Annotated in this window: 19 protein-coding genes; 8 read left to right on the top strand and 11 right to left on the bottom strand. The window is 57.1% G+C overall.

The genetic code is table 11. The features are described 5' to 3' along the window. The first annotated feature begins 98 nt into the window (after nucleotides 1-98). The 4 genes from AC2FLO_RS03400 (at nucleotide 99) to AC2FLO_RS03385 (ending at nucleotide 3,110) form a co-directional block, all read left to right on the top strand. Nucleotides 99-251: a hypothetical protein gene (locus AC2FLO_RS03400; RefSeq protein ID WP_496751336.1), complete on the top strand. Its 153-nt coding sequence runs from the start codon at nucleotides 99-101 to the stop codon at nucleotides 249-251. A gap of 102 nt (nucleotides 252-353) precedes the next feature. Further along, nucleotides 354-896, top strand: coding sequence for a tetratricopeptide repeat protein (locus AC2FLO_RS03395; RefSeq protein WP_480584906.1), 543 nt, complete (start codon nucleotides 354-356; stop codon nucleotides 894-896). Nucleotides 897-965: 69 nt separating this feature from the next. Beyond that, nucleotides 966-2,066 carry a flagellar motor switch protein FliG gene (locus AC2FLO_RS03390; protein ID WP_496751335.1) on the top strand — a complete coding sequence of 367 codons (1,101 nt, stop codon included), beginning with the start codon at nucleotides 966-968 and terminating at the stop codon, nucleotides 2,064-2,066. Nucleotides 2,067-2,186: 120 nt separating this feature from the next. Continuing rightward, complete coding sequence (locus AC2FLO_RS03385; protein WP_496751334.1) at nucleotides 2,187-3,110, top strand: lysophospholipid acyltransferase family protein; 924 nt, start codon at nucleotides 2,187-2,189, stop codon at nucleotides 3,108-3,110. On the opposite strand, the gene AC2FLO_RS03380 is transcribed toward AC2FLO_RS03385, so the two are convergent. Next, nucleotides 3,111-3,812 carry a DUF1223 domain-containing protein gene (locus AC2FLO_RS03380; RefSeq protein ID WP_496751333.1) on the bottom strand — a complete coding sequence of 234 codons (702 nt, stop codon included), beginning with the start codon at nucleotides 3,810-3,812 and terminating at the stop codon, nucleotides 3,111-3,113. Nucleotides 3,813-4,038: 226 nt separating this feature from the next. Between AC2FLO_RS03380 and acnA the strand changes: the two genes are divergently transcribed. From acnA to AC2FLO_RS03365, 3 genes are all read left to right on the top strand, one after another. Continuing rightward, nucleotides 4,039-6,729 carry an aconitate hydratase AcnA gene (gene acnA / locus AC2FLO_RS03375; protein WP_496751332.1) on the top strand — a complete coding sequence of 897 codons (2,691 nt, stop codon included), beginning with the start codon at nucleotides 4,039-4,041 and terminating at the stop codon, nucleotides 6,727-6,729. 119 nt (nucleotides 6,730-6,848) lie between these two features. Next, entirely contained in the window at nucleotides 6,849-8,351 is a 1,503-nt protein-coding gene (locus tag AC2FLO_RS03370; protein WP_480584920.1) for a BCCT family transporter, read from the top strand. A 139-nt stretch (nucleotides 8,352-8,490) separates the two neighbouring features. Continuing rightward, nucleotides 8,491-9,192, top strand: coding sequence for an SDR family NAD(P)-dependent oxidoreductase (locus AC2FLO_RS03365; protein WP_480584923.1), 702 nt, complete (start codon nucleotides 8,491-8,493; stop codon nucleotides 9,190-9,192). A gap of 32 nt (nucleotides 9,193-9,224) precedes the next feature. Here AC2FLO_RS03365 and AC2FLO_RS03360 read toward each other — a convergent pair whose 3' ends face one another. The 10 genes from AC2FLO_RS03360 to yajC form a co-directional block, all read right to left on the bottom strand. Beyond that, nucleotides 9,225-9,764, bottom strand: coding sequence for a DsbE family thiol:disulfide interchange protein (locus tag AC2FLO_RS03360; RefSeq protein WP_496751331.1), 540 nt, complete (start codon nucleotides 9,762-9,764; stop codon nucleotides 9,225-9,227). Then, complete coding sequence (ccmD, locus tag AC2FLO_RS03355; protein ID WP_480480344.1) at nucleotides 9,757-9,915, bottom strand: heme exporter protein CcmD; 159 nt, start codon at nucleotides 9,913-9,915, stop codon at nucleotides 9,757-9,759. The genes AC2FLO_RS03360 and ccmD overlap by 8 nt, the downstream gene beginning before the upstream one ends. Further along, on the bottom strand, nucleotides 9,912-10,685 hold the full coding sequence (locus AC2FLO_RS03350; protein WP_267366837.1) for a heme ABC transporter permease: 774 nt from the start codon (nucleotides 10,683-10,685) through the stop codon (nucleotides 9,912-9,914). The genes ccmD and AC2FLO_RS03350 overlap by 4 nt, the downstream gene beginning before the upstream one ends. Before the next feature lie 61 nt (nucleotides 10,686-10,746). Beyond that, nucleotides 10,747-11,403, bottom strand: coding sequence for a heme exporter protein CcmB (ccmB, locus tag AC2FLO_RS03345; RefSeq protein WP_496751330.1), 657 nt, complete (start codon nucleotides 11,401-11,403; stop codon nucleotides 10,747-10,749). Continuing rightward, nucleotides 11,400-12,014: a heme ABC exporter ATP-binding protein CcmA gene (gene ccmA / locus AC2FLO_RS03340; protein WP_480584932.1), complete on the bottom strand. Its 615-nt coding sequence runs from the start codon at nucleotides 12,012-12,014 to the stop codon at nucleotides 11,400-11,402. Before ccmA ends, ccmB begins: the two co-directional genes overlap by 4 nt. Before the next feature lie 144 nt (nucleotides 12,015-12,158). Beyond that, entirely contained in the window at nucleotides 12,159-12,512 is a 354-nt protein-coding gene (locus AC2FLO_RS03335; RefSeq protein WP_480480338.1) for an Mth938-like domain-containing protein, read from the bottom strand. Between the two features lie 12 nt (nucleotides 12,513-12,524). Next, nucleotides 12,525-13,277, bottom strand: a complete 753-nt coding sequence (locus AC2FLO_RS03330; RefSeq protein WP_480584935.1) for a sulfite exporter TauE/SafE family protein — start codon at nucleotides 13,275-13,277, stop codon at nucleotides 12,525-12,527. Further along, the gene (secF, locus tag AC2FLO_RS03325; RefSeq protein WP_496751329.1) at nucleotides 13,270-14,244 is read right to left on the bottom strand and encodes a protein translocase subunit SecF; all 975 of its coding nucleotides are present in this window, start codon (nucleotides 14,242-14,244) and stop codon (nucleotides 13,270-13,272) included. The genes AC2FLO_RS03330 and secF overlap by 8 nt, the downstream gene beginning before the upstream one ends. A 1-nt stretch (nucleotide 14,245) precedes the next feature. Next, entirely contained in the window at nucleotides 14,246-15,907 is a 1,662-nt protein-coding gene (gene secD / locus AC2FLO_RS03320) for a protein translocase subunit SecD (RefSeq protein WP_496751328.1), read from the bottom strand. Nucleotides 15,908-15,940: 33 nt separating this feature from the next. After that, nucleotides 15,941-16,228 (bottom strand): preprotein translocase subunit YajC, encoded by a 288-nt coding sequence (gene yajC / locus AC2FLO_RS03315; protein WP_209503494.1) that lies wholly within the window; start codon nucleotides 16,226-16,228, stop codon nucleotides 15,941-15,943. A 201-nt stretch (nucleotides 16,229-16,429) separates the two neighbouring features. Between yajC and AC2FLO_RS03310 the strand changes: the two genes are divergently transcribed. Continuing rightward, entirely contained in the window at nucleotides 16,430-18,094 is a 1,665-nt protein-coding gene (locus tag AC2FLO_RS03310) for a mechanosensitive ion channel family protein (protein ID WP_496751327.1), read from the top strand. Nucleotides 18,095-18,113: the final 19 nt, after the last annotated feature.

Genomic DNA, 18,113 nt, shown 5'->3' with positions numbered 1-18,113 from the left:
GGGGGTGCTCTGCCACATGCAGGGCACCCCCTTGCTTTTTGCCAGATCAACAGAAATGCGGTATCCTGCATGTGCTTTTTCCATACGAGGGAAACATCATGATCCGAACACTCCTAAGCGCATTGGCACTGGTTCTTGTGGCCTCGGTCGGGCTTGCCTGCGAAGAGCATTCCAAACAGACCCAATCCTGCGTACCCGGTACGGCCTGGGATACTGAAACAAAAAGCTGTGCAAAATCTGTCAACAGCTGACAATTTTTGTCCAGTTCGTGAATAAAAGCGACCGTTCCACTGTTAGCTTTTTTGTAGATCACACTATGATTTCAATAAGAGCCCCGAGAACGGAGTAAAGAAATGCGCCTTTTGTTAGCTTCTGCCCTTGCCTTGCAAGCCTTTGCCTTCGCGCCAGCTGTCCATGCCGCAGGCGGTGACAGCAGCAGCCCGCCGAAACCCACGAATACGACCAAGAAATGCCTGTTCGGCCGTGTATATGACGAAACCCGTGGAAAATGCGTCAAACCCGACAAGTCTAACCTGACCGATGATCAGCTGTATAATGCGGTCCGCGAACTGGCTTATGACGGGCAATACGGGCACGCTCAGGACATTCTGCGCATCATGGATCAGGAGGACGATCGTGTCCTGACCTATTGGGGTTTCACCTATCGCAAAATGGGCGAGCTGGAACTGGCAAATGTCTTTTATCAAAACGCGATCAATGCCAACCCAGACAATCTTTTGGCGCGCAGCTACATGGCGCAGGGGTTTGTGTCCGAAGGCCGAACCGATCTGGCGATCGAACAATGGCGTGAAATAAAGGCCCGAGGCGGCGAAGGCACATGGGCCGAGGCGTCGCTGCGCGAAGCGATCCGAACGGGCCTGACATACAGCTATTGAGGTTCAGGGTTATTTAACCCGACTCTCTCTAATCTGCCTGTGGTTCGAAAACTTTGGCTCCACAGGCAGATGCAGAACACCAACGCATTAATTCAAACGGTTCAAGGGGCTTCGGCCCCATTTTCCGCAGGGGGTGGCGACAGCCCGCGCCTTGTTCCCCGATCTTTGACCAGCCGTCAGAAAGCAGCTGTCGTCGTGCGCCTGTTGTTGAACGATGGCGCCGATCTTCCGTTGGAGGAACTTCCCGATGACCTGCAAGAAAAACTGACACACCAATTGGGGGAAATGGGCCTTGTGGACCGGGTGACTCTGGGTGCTGTGGCACAGGAATTCAGCGAAGCCCTGGACAATGTCGGTCTGGCCTTTCCACATGGGCTTGCCGGAGCCTTAGATGCCGTCAGCGGAAAGATCACGCCCGCAACAGCGGCGCGTTTGCGCAAAGTTGCCGGAGTTCGCCAGATCGGTGATCCCTGGCAAAGGTTGCGCGACATTCCGGCCCAGGACCTTGCGGCCATGGCACAGGCGGAAAGCACTGAAGTGGCCGCTGTGATGCTTTCAAAAATGGATACGGCACAGGCGGCGCAGATGCTGGGCCACATGCCGGGTCCGGTGGCGCGGCGGATCACCTACGCAATCTCGAAAACAGCAAATGTCACGCCCGAAGCGGTTGAGCGGATCGGCTGGTCACTGGCTGCTCAGCTGGATCAGCGGCCTGTTCAGGCCTTCAATGACGGTCCGGGCGCGCGTGTGGGTGCAATTCTGAACCAGTCTGCGTCCGCCACGCGCGACGACCTGCTGAACGCGCTGGATGAGGACGACGCCGATTTTGCCGATCTGGTGCGCCGCTCGATCTTTACCTTCGCCCATATCTCCGGCCGGATTTCGCCCCGTGATGTTCCAGCCATATTGAGGGAAGTCGATCAGCCTGTTCTGGTCGCGGCCCTTGCTGGTGCCGCCGCGGACGATGACAAGGCATCTGTCGAGTTTCTGCTGTCGAATATCTCCTCCCGCATGGCAGAAAACCTGCGCGAGGAAATCGCGGAACGCGGGCGGGTCAAGCAATCTGAGGCCGAAGATGCCATGACCCAGATCGTTGGGGCGGTTCGTGCCTTGTCAGACGCCGGAACAATTACGCTGATTGAAAAGGAAGACGACGAAAGCACGGGTTGAAGCAGGAACAGGCGCACCCGCCAGATCGTTAGGGCAGCCATTTCGCCAGGGTGCTTGAGGTTACGGGTACCGGGTTGTATGTCTGAGGCAACATTTCGCAACACGCGGTGAGACACCTCCATGCCCGTCGAAAAGTCGGAGCTCAGCCGGTTTGAGCTTGGAAAATACTATGTCGCCAATCTGCTCCTGCAGGGAATCATCGGCGCTATGCGCCTGCTTCCTTATGAAAGGCGCATAGCAACCATGGGTGCAATCATGAAAACCCTTGCACCCGTCGTTGGATTTCGCACCCGTGTCCGCCGGAATCTAAAGCTCACCTGCCCTGAATTGTCTGACGCCGAGATCACAACGATCTATCGAGACGTGTCGGATAATGCCGGTCGGGCAATAATGGAGCATTTCTCACCCGAAGGTTTCATCGAACGTCAGGTGAACGCCAAGATATCCGGGCCCGGTATTGCTGCGTTTGACGCCGCGATTGCCGAAGGGCGCCCGGTGATGATGATCACGGCGCATTTTGGTCACTATCTTGCGGCACGCGTCGCCCTGCAGGAACACAGCGGCAAACCGATTGGATGCCTCTACCGGCGGATGGCGAATCCTTATTTCAACGACGCCTATGTCGAAGCTTTTTACAAAACCGGCGCGCCGATGTTCGAACAGGGGCGGCGTGGCATGGTCGAAATGGTCCGGTCACTCAAGAACGGTGGAATCATTGCCATCGTGTCCGACCTGCATGCGCTGGGGGGCGAAGAGCTGACATTCTTTGGCAAGCCTGCCGTGACATCCGTGCTGAACGCAGAGCTGGCCATCAAGTACAAGGCCGTACTGATACCGTGCTATGCCGTGCGCCAGCCTAATGGCATCGACTTTGAAATCATCCTGCATGATCCCGTTCCGCACACGGACCCAAAGACGATGACTCAGTTCACCAATGACGATCTGGAACAGATCGTGCGGCAGCATATGGGACAGTGGTTCTGGATCCATCGGCGTTGGAAAAGCTGGAACGGGCTCGGCGTCCAACCGGACGACATGCCCTGATCACTTGGCCCAAGACGCGGCAACTATTGGCCCGTGACCGGCCCTTTGCACAAGCACGACGGCTGGCAAGCCTGGCTCCAGCTGCGCCGAGTATGTCTGCGGCGTTTGCCCATCCCACCGGCCCGCAATCTGCCAGGTCTCGACAACATTGGCATAATCCAATTCCCGCCCGGCTAGTTCACCACGGCGGATCGAGGCATGGCGCAGAGGCGAATACTGAACGATACGCACGTCATAGGTCTCACCTTCGGGCAGTTCTACAGGCGTCACACTCACGGTCACTTCGTCAGCGTCTCGGGTTGCTGTCACCGCTGCCTCGGGGGCGGCCTTTAGATGCGCATCAATCAGACGGTCGAGCTCCTGAGCCTGAGCGCCGACAATATCGTGCTGACCATTTATGATCATCTGGGGCGTATAGATCATGGATTTTCCGTTTTCGCGGGCATAGGCCCGTTGCCGGAGCGTGTGATCAGGATCGGCATATTCGTCCTTCCAGCCGATGTAATCCCAATAGTCGACATGCAGCGCCAGCCCGATGACATCGTCGCGTTTCGCCAGCTCACGCATAATCCGGTCCGCCGGCGGGCAAGACGAACACCCCTGTGAGGTGAACAGCTCAACCACCACAGGATCCTCACCGGCCATGGACTGGGTGGCGAGCAGGCAGGATATCAGAGCGGTCAAAGCAGCGGGTCTGAACATAAAAACTCTCGGATAAAGCGGGTGTTCTCTGGGATAGCCGTTTTGCCCTTCAACCGCCAATCAACGTTTCTTGAGGGCGGTATTTGCAATTCTCCGCTCATATGTGTGCAATGGTATACAAAATTGCAAATCCAGTGTCATTGAACCTTGAACCAGCGGCTTGGGTGATGCAGATAACATTCAGCGATGCCCGAAATCCAAGTCATTTGAGAAGGGAGGCCACCCGATGCCCATTAAAGTCGGACAGGATACCGCCAAGACACGCCGCAGCCTGAACGTGAATGGCAAATCCATTTCCTACTATTCGATCCCCGCCGCGCAGCAGGCCGGTTTGGGTGATTTTTCCAACCTTCCTGCCGCATTGAAAGTCGTGCTGGAAAACATGCTCCGATTTGAAGACAGCGGCTTTTCGGTCTCGGTCGATGACATCAAAGCATTTGCCGAATGGGGTGCCAATGGCGGCAAGAACCCGCGCGAGATTGCGTACCGCCCTGCCCGCGTGCTGATGCAGGACTTCACCGGTGTTCCAGCGGTGGTCGATCTGGCCGCCATGCGCGACGGGATCAAGGGCCTGGGCGGTGACGCACAGAAGATCAACCCGCTGAACCCGGTCGATCTGGTTATCGACCACTCGGTCATGATCGACGAGTTCGGTAACCCGCGTGCGTTCCAGATGAACGTCGACCGCGAATACGAGCGTAACATGGAACGCTATCAGTTCCTGAAATGGGGTCAGAACGCGTTCAACAATTTCCGCGTTGTGCCTCCCGGCACCGGTATCTGTCATCAGGTGAACCTGGAATATCTGGCACAGACTGTCTGGACTGACACCGATCAGAACGGCGAAGAAGTTGCCTATCCCGACACACTGGTTGGCACCGACAGCCACACCACCATGGTCAACGGCATGGCCGTTCTGGGGTGGGGCGTTGGCGGGATCGAGGCCGAAGCCGCAATGCTGGGTCAGCCGATCTCGATGCTGATCCCTGAGGTGATCGGTTTTGAGTTGACCGGCTCGATGGTCGAAGGCACCACCGGTACGGACCTTGTTCTGAAAGTTGTCGAAATGCTGCGCGCCAAGGGCGTGGTGGGTAAATTCGTCGAATTCTATGGCGAAGGGCTGGACCGCCTGCCGCTGGCTGACCGTGCAACCATTGCCAACATGGCGCCGGAATACGGCGCGACATGCGGCTTCTTCCCGATCGACGACGAAACCCTGCGCTACATGCGCAACACTGGCCGCGACGAAGACCGCATCGCGCTGGTCGAAGCCTATGCCAAGGAAAACGGGTTCTGGAGAGGCCCGGGTTATGCGCCGATCTACACTGACACCCTATCACTGGACATGGGCACAATCGTTCCTGCAATTTCAGGCCCGAAACGCCCGCAGGACTACGTTGCGCTGACCGACGCCAAGGCCGCTTTCACCAAGGAAATGAAAGAGACTTTCAAGCGCTCCATGGGCAAGGAAGTCGCCGTCAAGGGCGAAGACTACACCATGGAGTCGGGCAAGGTTGTAATTGCTTCGATCACCTCCTGCACCAACACATCGAACCCTTACGTGATGATCGGTGCAGGCCTTGTGGCTCGCAAAGCCGCAGCTCTGGGTCTGAACCGCAAACCTTGGGTCAAAACCTCGCTGGCACCCGGTTCGCAGGTTGTATCTGCTTATCTTGAGGCCGCTGGACTGCAAGAAGATCTGGACAAGGTTGGGTTCAACCTTGTTGGGTACGGCTGCACCACCTGCATCGGCAACTCGGGCCCGATCCAGAAAGAAATCTCGGAAGCCATTGCCGAGGGCGATCTGGTCGCCACGTCGGTTCTGTCCGGCAACCGGAACTTCGAAGGCCGTATCTCACCGGATGTCCGCGCAAACTACTTGGCTTCGCCGCCGTTGGTTGTTGTCTATGCGCTGGCAGGTACGCTCGACATCGATCTGACGTCCGAGCCCATCGGTCAGGACAAGGATGGCAACGACGTCTTCATGAAGGACATCTGGCCAACCCAAAGTGAAATCGCGGAACTGGTCGAAGCAACCGTAACCCGCGAAGCGTTCCAGTCGAAATATGCGGATGTCTTCAAGGGGGATGAGAAATGGCAAAGCGTAGAGGTTCCGCAACAGGAAACCTATGACTGGCCGCCAACGTCGACCTACATCCAGAACCCGCCCTATTTCCAGGGTATGGGGGCGGAACCGGGCACGATCTCGAACATCAAAGGCGCCAAGGTTCTGGCCATTCTGGGCGACATGGTAACCACCGACCACATCTCACCTGCGGGATCATTCGCTACCACGACGCCGGCTGGCAAGTATCTGACCGACCGTCAGGTTCAGCCGCGCGAGTTCAACTCGTATGGCTCGCGACGGGGCAATCACGAAGTCATGATGCGCGGCACCTTCGCCAATATCCGCATCAAGAACGAGATGTTGGACGGAGTTGAAGGCGGATACACCAAAGGTCCGGATGGCGAACAGACGTCGATCTATGACGCTTCGATGGCCTATCAGGCCAATGGCACCCCGCTGGTCGTGTTCGGCGGCGAACAATACGGCGCGGGCTCAAGCCGCGACTGGGCGGCCAAGGGCACGGCGCTGCTGGGCGTCAAGGCCGTAATCGCCGAGAGCTTTGAGCGTATCCACCGATCCAATCTGGTTGGCATGGGCGTGATCCCGTTCGAATTCACAGGGGGTGACACGCGCAAAACACTGGGCTTGAAGGGGGACGAAACCGTCTCGATCCACGGTCTGGACACCATTCAACCGCTGCAAGAGGTACCCTGCACAATCGTCTATGGCGATGGAACTGAGAAGACCATCACCCTGAAGTGCCGCATCGATACCGCACCCGAGATTGAATACATCGAAAACGGCGGCGTGCTGCACTATGTGCTGCGTAACCTTGCAAAGGAATCGTAACCCGATAGCGATGCGACCAATCAAAACCCCCGGCCAACAACCGGGGGTCTTTTGTTTTCTGGTCATTCATTCGAAAACCTGAAACTGTTGGGCAAGGTCATCCACAGGAACCATTCACCATGAAGAAACCCAACGCTCTGCTGGTTTGCTCCCTCAGCGTTATTGCAGTGATCGGAATATGGGGCGTCGTGGACATTCAAAGCTTGGTGACCTGGGCAAGTGGTATCGTCCAACAGACCTTCCACAGCCGCGGCTGGTTCGTGATGCTCGCTGCTTCAGGTATGTTGATCGGATGCCTGTTTTTGGCGTTTTCACCGTATGGCAATATTCGCCTCGGCCGGGATGACGAAGAACCAGAGTTTTCCACGGCCACATGGATTTCGATGTTGTTTTCCGCCGGTATGGGCGTCGGCCTGTTGTTTTGGGCAGTGGCAGAACCGCTAACTCACTTCAACTTTATCACAGGCATGGCGCCGGATTTCATCGCGGCGCAGCAAGCCATGCTGGCAACGAACTTTCACTGGGGGCTACATGCCTGGGCGATCTATGGCTCCACCGCGCTGACGATTGCCTATTTCAGTTTCCGGCGCGGCACCGGCATGATGGTCAGCGCCCCGATCCAAAGCCTGTTTCCCGGTGAACGCTGGGCAGAACGTGTCGGGTGGCTTTCAGATTTCATGGCAATCGTCGCAATAGCCATCGGTGTTGGAGGTTCCATGGCTATGGGCGTGTTTCAGGTGGCAGATGGCATCGCTGTTCTGGGTGGCCGGGAAACGGTCGGAGCCCTTTTGATTGGCGTTGTCTTTCTGGCCATGGTCGCTGCGTATATCCCGGCGCTCTTGATCGATCTGGGTCAAGGCATGGCGCGTTTGTCCAACGCTGCTATGCTGATTGCGATCGGCCTTGTGGCCTACACGGTAGTCCTCGGCCCAACTGAATATCTTCTGAACACCGTCGTTCAGGGATTCGGCGACTATGTCACCAATGTCATTCCAAGGGGTTTTCAGACTTTTACGTTTTTCGGCGATGACGTCACCAAATGGTTCAGCGATTGGACACTTACCTATATGGTCTGGTGGATCGCCTGGGGACCATTTGTGGGCGTCTTCGTCGCCCGCATCTCTCGCGGTCGAACAATACGAGAATTCGTGATCGGAGTACTGTTCGCCCCCACGTTGTTTTCGATCCTCTGGTTCGGCGCTTTTGGTGGCATCGGGCTTTTTGAAGCGCTCAATGGCGCGGGCGAACTTCTGGCTTACACCCAAACGAATATTGAGCGTGTAACCTTTGCCCTGCTCGACCGCTTACCGCTGTCTCTGATCACGACCCTCGCTACTGTAATGGCTGCATTTTTGTTCATTGTGACCAGCGTCGTAAGTGCGGCATTTGTCTTGGGCACTTTCTCGACGGGTGGGGACGAAAACCCTCCTCCACGTGTGCGTCTGATCTGGGGGGCATTGCTTGGACTTCTAAGCGTTGCAATGATCCTTTCTGGATCAGTTGACTCGGTGAAAATCCTCATCTCGCTTGGAGCCTTGCCGTTTGTCTTTATTTCGGTCCTGCTGATGGTTTGCCTGTTCCGTGGACTAAGAGAAGAGGGGCAACGCGATGCTGATCGGTGATCTCACAGACACCCTGATGAACCTCGTAACGTTCGCTTTCATTGCAGCAATGTTCTGGATACTGCTGCGAAAGTGACAGAATTCTAAGCGCGAAAAGATCAGCGTTGAATCTCGGACACTTTGCCGATCTTGTGTGCCCATGGATAAAGTTGCGCTGATAACCGGTGGCGCCCGCGGGATTGGGCGGGCAATAGTCGAAAACCTAAGCCCAGATCACCATATCGCGTTCACATGGTTGGCCAGCGAGCCCGATCCAGATTTGCTGAAAGGCGACGCTCTGGCGATTCAGTCTGACTTGACGAAAGACAATCAACCGACCTTGGTTGTTGAACAGGTCATCGATCACTTCGGGCGGCTGGACGTGATCGTGAATAACGCGGGCCTTGTCCGTTCCACTCCGAAGCAAGAGTTTAAGGCTGAGGATCATCGGGCGATCCTCGATCTCAACCTTCTGGCCCCTGCCGCGCTGCTCACTGCTGCGTTGCCACATCTGAAACGCGGTGCATCCATCGTCAGCATTTCATCCATGAACGCAACGCTGCCGCCGCGCGATGCCGTGACTTATGGGGCAAGCAAAGCCGCACTGAACCTCTGGACCCGTGCCATGGCGAAAGAGCTTGGCCCGGACGGTATCCGTGTCAACGCCGTCGCGCCGGGCGCCATCAACATCCCCGAAGCCCCCCGGCCAGACGACCTGACCTCGCTTTTCGTCGAAGAGACCGCATTGGGCCGGATCGGAACACCTGAAGATATCGCCAACGTCGTACGGTTTCTGGCATCGGATGCGGCGGGATTTGTTACCGGAGAGGTTCTGGGCGTAACCGGCGGCTATCGTCTGTAGACCCGTTTAGGCTTTTGGCTATAGGACCGACCTTAACCGCCTGCAGCTTTTTCCAAGGCGGGGCGAAGGGTGTTTTCAATCACCCGCTGCGTGATTGGGCCCGCAAATCGCAGGATGATCGTACCATCGCCATCAATCACATAGGTTTCGGGAACACCATAAAGGCCCCAATCCAACGCCATGCGGCCCTGCTCGTCACGCCCAATAGCGGCGTAAGGATCGCCAAGCTCGGTCAAAAACGAATCGGCATTGCTCAGCTTGTCTTTGTAGTTGATGCCATAAACAGGGATGCCTTCAGCTGCCAGCGCTTCGAGATTGGGGTGCTCGACGCGGCATGGGGCGCACCAGCTGGCCCAATAGTTGACCAGCTTGACCTCTCCGTCCCGCAGCGTTTCGTCGTCGAAAAGGGTCTTTCCCGGAAACTCGGTTAGAACCACGGGCGGCGCCGGTTGGCCTTCGCGGGCCGAGGGCAAAGCGTTGGGATCTTCGCGAAACATGCCGATGCCTGCGAGAACCGCGAATGCGCCAAATATCAGAGGTGGCGCAATCATCAGGGGCGAGATTTTAGCCATTGCGCGACATCCTCTGTTCGACCTTTTCCATTTCAGCACGCACCTTGCGCCCGCGCATCACGCTGAACGCAACCAGTACCACGATAAGGGCAATGGAAACGGCATAAGACGACAAAACAGCGTCTGCATATTTTCCAAGATCGGGGATCATCCGCCCACCCTTTCCCGTGCCTGTAACGCCTTGATACGACGGGCGCGAATTTCCGTTCCGGTGCGGTACAACACCAAGGCGATGAACAGCAGAACAAATCCGATGATGCAGGCCAGCAGGGGGTAGAAAAAGACGTTGCTGACTTTCTCTTCCGTATCCGCCCCGGTAACGGCCCCGGCCCGCATGACCGATGCGCCCTGATGCAGGCCCTGATTCCAGAAATTCACCGCATACCGGCTGAGGATCGCAAAGACCGACCCAACAAGACACAGAACCGAGGTCAGATCGGCTGCGGTATCCGGATCTTCTATAGCTTCCCACAAGGCGACATAGCCAAGGTAGAACAGAAACAGGATCAGAAACGATGTCAGGCGCGGATCCCAAGCCCACCATGTGCCCCACATGGGCTGTCCCCAGATGGCCCCGGTCAGCAGCGCAATCAGGGTCATTACAATCCCGATCGGTGCAGCAGCCCGTGCCGCAAGCGCGCTGACATGGTGGCGACGCACCAGCCAGACCAATGAGGTGGCCAGCATCATCAGCCAGCAATTGATCGCCATCAGAGCCGCCGGAACATGCAGATAGATGATCTTGACCGTCGACCCCTGCTTGTAGTCGTCCGGTGTAAAGAAAAAGCCCCAGGTCAGACCGACAACGATGCAGAGGATCGAGACGATCCAGAAAAACGGCAAGACCCGTTCGCTGGTTTCAAGAAACTTGCGCGGGTTGGCATATTCCCAGAGGGCGTTGGCTTTGGCTGCGATTGACATGGGCCCTATCTAGTCCGAGTTGGGGTGGTTCTCAATTGACATCCATCAAACTTGTCGCGGTTCACCGCAGATTGATACGTAGCACGGCAGCACTGGCAAAGGGCAACAATGCGATGGTTGCCGCCGTGATCCCGGCCAGCATCAGCAGTGGCGTCTGCACTTCCATCCCTGTTGTTCCACGCCGGGCAACTTCGGCCCCGAAAATCAGGGTGGGGACGTAAAGCGGCAACACCAGAAGCGACAGCAATAGCCCGCCACGTTTCAGGCCAACGGTGAGCGCAGCACCAAATGTCCCGATGACGCTCATGGCCGGGGTACCGATCAGGAGCGAGATCACCAGCCAGAAAAACCCCGGTAGCGGCAGGTTCAGCAAGACACCCAGAAACGGGGCGGCCAGAACCAGCGGCAGACCAGTGGTCAGCCAGTGGGCCAGCGCCTTGACTGTGACAACCGATTCCAGCGGCAGCGGTGCCGTGGCCAGCAGGTCGAGCGAGCCGTCTTCCCAGTCCAGTGCCAGCAGGCGGTCAAGCGACAGAAGGCAGGCCAGCAAGGCCCCCAGCCAGAGCACACCGGGCGCAATCGTGGACAGCAGCGAGGATTGCGGCCCCACCGCAAATGGCACCATCACAGTAACGATCAGGAAAAAGGCCAGACCCAGCCCAAACCCGCCGCCTGCGCGTAAAGCCAGTTTCAGGTCGCGCAGCAACAGGGCGATCACAGGAAACCTCCGTCGAAATCGTCGATGGGTTTGGGTTTGGCCTTGTTAGGACCGACGTCCAGAACCTCGCCATCAAGGCCAAGGTCGATATGGGTCGCGATCAGGGCTGACCCGCCCTGACCCAGATGTGCTCCCACCGCATCGGCAAACATTTGCACCGCGTTCCTGTCCAGCGAGACGGTCGGCTCGTCCAGCATCCAGATTGGCCGCCCTGTGACCAGCATCCGCGCCAGCCCCAACCGCCGTTTCTGGCCCGCCGACAGATTGCCGGCGTGACGGTCGGCGAGTTCGTTCAACTCAAAAGCGTCCAGCGCCGGCTGGATGTCATATGTACCAAAGACCGCTGCCCAGAATGTCAGGTTTTCAGTCACCGACAATGTCGGTTTGAGCCCGTCCGAATGGGACGCGTAGGCGATCCGGTCCTCGGCCCCTTCGATCATGCCTTCCAGCGGAGGCTGCAAGCCAGCCAACGTGCGCAGAAGCGTCGTTTTGCCGATCCCGTTTGGGCCCCGCAGGATCAGAGCCTTGCCCGGCGACAGCTGAAAGCTGAGGCCCTCAAGGACGGGAACACCGCCACGAGTGATCGACAGATCTGTTACAGTCAAAGTCATGAGACCCGCTTAGCGGATTGTCCGCAGGGGCAAAAGGCGAGATTTGCCGCAGGATGCCAGCGCACCACAGCTGGCACATGTCGAAGTGAGGGGCCAGCCCCTCACACTCCCCGGGATATTTTTGGCCAGATGAAGAGAATCCCATCAGACAGGGATCAGGGCAAGTGCGATGCGGCGACCTTCGGCGAGCAGCACATTGTAAGTGCGGCAGGCGGCGGGGGAGTTCATGATTTCAACACCAAGTCCGACATTTTCCAACTCAACCCGTAGCGATTGGGGGATGTGGGCCATGTCTGCGCCCGTGCCGATAAGCAGGACGTCGATCCTGCCCGCCAGGTCCAGAAGGGGGTGTCGGTCGTCATAGCCGCCCCACTCTGCCGGGCCTGCCGGGCCTGTCAGGACAGCGCCGTGGAAGACATCGCCGCCAATTCGAAAAAAACCGGGGCCATAACCGTCTATGGGTTTGGCATCTGTAAAAGTAATCTGATTCAGACGCATGATGTCCCTTCTTCAATCCAGAAGCGGCAGTCCGGAAATGACCGCAATCAGGATGACCGAATAGGCCGCGAGGCGGTAGATCCGTTCCAGTTTCGGGTCGAACAATGCTTTGCCGATAAGCGTAGTGATCAGATAAGGCACGCACAGCAGCAGGACAATCCATAGGATCGACAAATCTGCGGCACCGCTGATGAGGATGTTGAAAACGATGACAACGTCGAGCAATGCCAGAAAAATGATGGTGTTGGCACGAATCTTGCGCACATCTGTGGAACTGGCCAGATAGAACACGATGACAACCGGGCCGGTCAGCCCGGTCATGCCGCCGACAACGCCTGCGCTGCCGCCGATGGCGAGACGTCCGGGCAGTCCCAGTTTACCCTCCCACCGCCAGCCAGTAACCACGGCCAGCAGGGTCAGACCGGTAATGCCGCAAACAACCCAGCGCAGCGCAACCGAGTCCACCTGCACCATGATCCACAGCCCCAGCGGTACGGTTATCGTTGCGGCAAAGCCCAGAGTGCTGATCTCAACCTTGTCACAATCCCGCCACGCCTGCGGAGCCAAGGCAAAGGTTGATGCAATACCGGTGGCGGCCATCAGAAAGACCACATCCGCTATTGGCAGGAACTGGGTCGCCACCGGCACAAAGATCATCGCGGTGCCAAAACCTGTGAAGCCGCGGACAAGTCCCGCGGCTCCAATGGTAAGGATCAGCCAAGTGAGGCCCGGCAGGGCCAAGGCCTGTTGTAGAGCCTCAGGCATCAATATTGGCAAACTGGTTGCCCGCCGTATTCGACGGTTTGGACCAGTCGCGCTTGACACCCAGCCACAGCAGGATGGTTGAGGCCACGAAGACCGAAGAATAGGTCCCAACGATCACGCCCCAGATCATCGCAAACACAAAGCCGCGGATTACGTCGCCACCCAGAACATAAAGTGAGATCAAAGCCAGCAACGTAGTAACCGAGGTCATGACAGTCCGGCTCAGGGTCTCATTGATCGAGATGTTCAGAACCTCCTTGAGGTCCTTCTTTTTGTATTTCCGCAGATTCTCGCGCACCCGGTCGAAGACGACAACTGTGTCGTTCAGCGAATAGCCGACGATGGTCAGCAGCGCCGCGATGATCGCCAGATCGAAGCGGATTTGCAGTTCCGAGAAGATGCCGATGGTCAGGATCACATCGTGCACCAATGCGGCAACTGCCCCCAGTGCAAACTGCCATTCAAAGCGCAGCCAGATGTAGACAAGAACGGCACCAATGGCCAAGACAACCGCGATCACAGCCGTCTGGATCAACTCGCCCGACACTTTTGGGCCAACGGATTCGACACTTTCAAAGGGCAGTTTTAGTCCGGAGTCTGCGGCAGCCAGCGCTTCGCCGACCTGGGTGATCACGTCTGCGGTGACCGCTTCGGCGTCTTCCTGAGCCTGAATACGGATCATCGCGACATTTTCAGCTGGACCAAAACTTGGATCAAAAATCTCGGTGATGGTGACGTCACCCAGTTGCAGCGGAGACAAAGCATCGCGGTATACACCCACGTCGATTGCTTGTGCGCTTTGGGTCCGGATCGTGGTTCCACCGCGGAAATCGATGCCGAAGTTCAGCCCCTGCAGCAGAAAAGAGGTGAACGCGATCACCATCATCAGGCCGGAGATTCCAAGCCAGATTTTCCAACGACTGAAGAAGTCGAACGAGGTGTTCTGCGGTACGAGTTTCAGTCTCATGTCAAACCTCGATCGTTTTCGGTCGGCGGCGTTCGAACCACATGACAACCATCAGGCGCGTCACGAAGATCGCGGTGAAGACCGATGTCAGGATACCCAGGCCCAGAGTGATCGCGAACCCGCGCACAGGGCCACTGCCCATGGCAAACAGGATAACGGCGGTGATGAAGGTGGTTATGTTGGCGTCCAGAATGGCCGACAACGCCTTTTCATAGCCCAGATCGATGGCGCGGGCCGGACCTCTGGCGGATTTCAGTTCTTCGCGGATGCGCTCAAAGATCAGCACGTTGGCATCCACTGCCATACCGACCGTCAGAACGATCCCCGCAATCCCCGGCAGAGTCAGGGTTGCGCCGATCAGGGACAGCAAGCCGAACAACAGGCCCACGTTGATGATCAGCGCGATATTGGCGAAGACACCGAACAGGCCATAGCTGAGCGCCATGAATACCAGCACCGCGATAAAGGCCACGATTGTGGCAACTTTACCTGCGTCGATACTGTCCTGCCCCAGTTCGGGGCCGATGGTGCGTTCTTCCAGGAATTCTAGCCCTGCAGGCAAAGCACCGGCACGCAGCAGGACGGCCAGATTGGTGCTTTCCTCGACGGTGAAGTTACCGGTGATGATGCCCGACCCGCCCGGGATATGGCTTTGGATCACGGGGGCCGAGATCACTTCGTCATCCAGCACGATGGCAAAGGGTGCGCCGATGTTGTCACGGGTATAATCCCCGAACTTGCGCGCACCGGATGTGTTGAACCGGAAGTTGACCGCAGGGCGGCCGTTCTGATCGAAGGACGGCTGGGCGTCGACCAGTTCCTCTCCTGTCACGACCGGAGCGGATTCGATGTTGTAATAAACTTCGTTTTCGTCAATCGACGGCACGATTTTTTCACCGACGCCTGCGACGGCATCCGGATCGGTTCCGCGCCCGACAACCGGATTAAACGTCAACTGTGCCGTTGTTCCGATAATTTCCTTAAGTTCGCCCGCACTGCCGATACCCGGCACCTGAATCAGGATGCGATCCGTCCCCTGACGCTGGATTGTGGGCTCTCGCGTACCGACTTCGTCGATCCGGCGGCGGATGATTTCCAGCGCCTGACGCACCGTGCGATCATCCGAGGCCAGTTTTTCTGCCTCGGACAGTTGAACAACAATCGTGTCGCCATCCGCGCGGGCTTCGATGTCTGTGGCACCTACACCTGTCAGGGTCTGCACCTGCCGGGCCAGACCGCGAACAACCTCCAACGCCTGTGGCATTCCTTCGGGCTGGCTGATGCGCACGCGAATCTCATCCGCGGCCGAGTCCTGACGGCGGATGGTTCCCACCGTGGCACGTTCATCGCGCAGCGCGTCGCGGATTTCCGGCCACATCGCCTCCATCCGGGATTCGTATACGTCCTGCACCTGAACTTCAGCCAGCAAATGCGCACCGCCGCGCAGGTCGAGGCCAAGATTGACCAGGGATGACGGCAGCCAGTTCGGCCATTGCGCGGCTTCAGCTTGCATCTGCGGCGTATCATTGCCCAGCTCGATCGCGGCCTTGGCGTCGTTGGATTGCTCGACCCGCGTGTAAAACGCGTTTGGCAGGGCCATGAGCAGACCGGTCACGCAGACCAGCCAGATCAGAACCCGCTTCCAGGTATCAAATTGCAGCATTACCCTGCCTTTTCAAGGAATTGTCGCGCGAATTTACTTCGCCGGCTCGGTCTTGTTCAGAACCTGGGCGATGGTCGATTTGACCACGCGAATCTTGACGCCCTCGGCGATTTCGACCTCGATCTCGTTATCGCCTTCCTTGACCTTCGATACCTTGCCGATCACGCCGCCTTGCGTGATCACCTGATCACCCCGACGCACGGCATCAACCATGGCCTGATGTTCCTTCATCTTCTTTTGCTGCGGACGGATCAGCAGGAAATACATGATCGCGAAGATCAGGATCAGCGGGAGAAACTGGGCGATTGCGCCACCATCCATGGGATATTCCTTTGTTCTAGTCTTGCGGCACAGTTCCGCAAATTTGGGCGGAACCTATGCTTTGAAATGTAGGTTTGCAAGCAAAGGCGGTCATGTAACCCACCTGAATACTGGCATGTCCCGGCAACCACGGGCAAAGCGTTGCAGATATGCCCTAGGAACATAACCGAAACCGGGTATAGTTTGTCCGAAGGGGGACACATGACACGGCCGCTCAAGCCTTTCCTTTCGTTGCTTTATTTACTGACTGCCCTGTCGGTGCCCGTGTGGCTGTCCGGTGCGGCCCTGTCGCAGGAAGCACCCGCGGAATCCCCCCTGACCGAGACGGCGGAACCAGACACGTTCATGGCTCCGGTCATCGTGGACGGGGACGTTCTGTTTCAGGTGCGAGGATCAAGCGCCCTGCCTGCTCCGGAGCGCGCCGAGGGCGTACAGGACAAGATCATTGCGGTTGCGGAAGCGTCGGAAGCACCTTTGGTCGAGATCACCTATGAAGAGACCCAGTTTGGCATCTGGATTCTGGCCGATGGTCAAAGAATCTCGATCGTTACCAAGGCTGACGCTGAACTGGATCAGATGGAACTAAGTGTTCTGAGCGTTTTGCATGGCAATGCGATCAAACAGTCCATCGAGGCGTACCGAGCCAACCGAACCGATCAGGCGCGTGTTTCCGGTGCCATAGAAGCGGCTGCCTGGACGTTGGGATTTGTCCTGTTTGTTGTCACTATCTTGTGGCTACACCGTCGGATCAGGCGGCGCACGTTGAAGCTGGTAAAACGCTACTTAAAGGATGTCGAAACGGCGACGGCCAAAAGCGTTCAGGCCGAAGCAATCGCGGCGCTTATCCGCTATAGCCTGAACTTCGTGCTGTTGGTTATCTTCTTTCTCGGCTTCTACTATTACCTGTCCTTTGTTCTTTTGGCTTTTGCGGAAACCCGATATTTCGCGCAGCTTCTGCTAACCTATCTGACCGAGCCGGTGCTGCTTATCTTCCGGGGCATCTTCAGCTATATCCCCAATCTGATTATGCTGGGCCTGATCACATGGGTCACGCTGTATATCATCAAAGGTCTGCGCGTGTTCTTTGATGCGGTCGAAGCCGGTTCATTCGAAATGGGCGATTTCGAAAAACACTGGGTCAACCCGACCTTCAACATTGTCCGTGTCGCCGTCATTCTGATCGCGCTGGTTTTTGCGGTTCCCTATATTCCGGGCTCAGGTTCTGCCGCGTTCCAGGGATTGACCATTCTGGTCGGCGCCATGCTGTCTTTGGGCGCGAATTCGGTCGTGTCCAACATGCTGGCCGGGCTGTTTGTGATTTACCGCAGGTCTACCTCGATCGGCGACCGAATCCAGATCGGGGACCATATCGGCGATGTGGTTCAGATCAAACTGATGGAGACCCACCTGAAGTCGATCAAGAACGAGCTGATTTCAATCCCCAATGCACAACTGATGAATTCAGATGTCGTGAACTTTTCGAAGAAAACTGATGGTAGCGGGCTGTTGCTGCACACGACCGTTGGTATCGGCTACGAAGAACCCCCTGAGAAGGTAGAGGCGATGCTGATCGAGGCGGCCAACCGCACCTCGGGCATCAAGGCCAATCCCGAACCTTTTGTGCTGTGGACGGCCTTGGCCGATTACGCGATCAACTATCAGATCAACGGCTATACCACCCGTGGCAGCATCATTCCCAAAATCCGTTCGGACCTGCATCGAAACATTGTTGCGGTATTTAACGAAAACAATGTGCAGATCATGACACCTTCTTATGTGGCTGACCCGCCTGAGCCTAAAATACCGGCCGGGGCATGGGAGGGCCATCTGGCGCATGAAACCCACGAAGACGCTGATAAGTCGTAACCGGTGCTACACCCTGCCC

This window comes from Ruegeria sp. TASC047 (assembly GCF_059612445.1).
The sequence above is the reverse complement of the archived record's forward strand: the minus strand, read 5'-3'. Positions and strand labels throughout refer to the sequence as shown.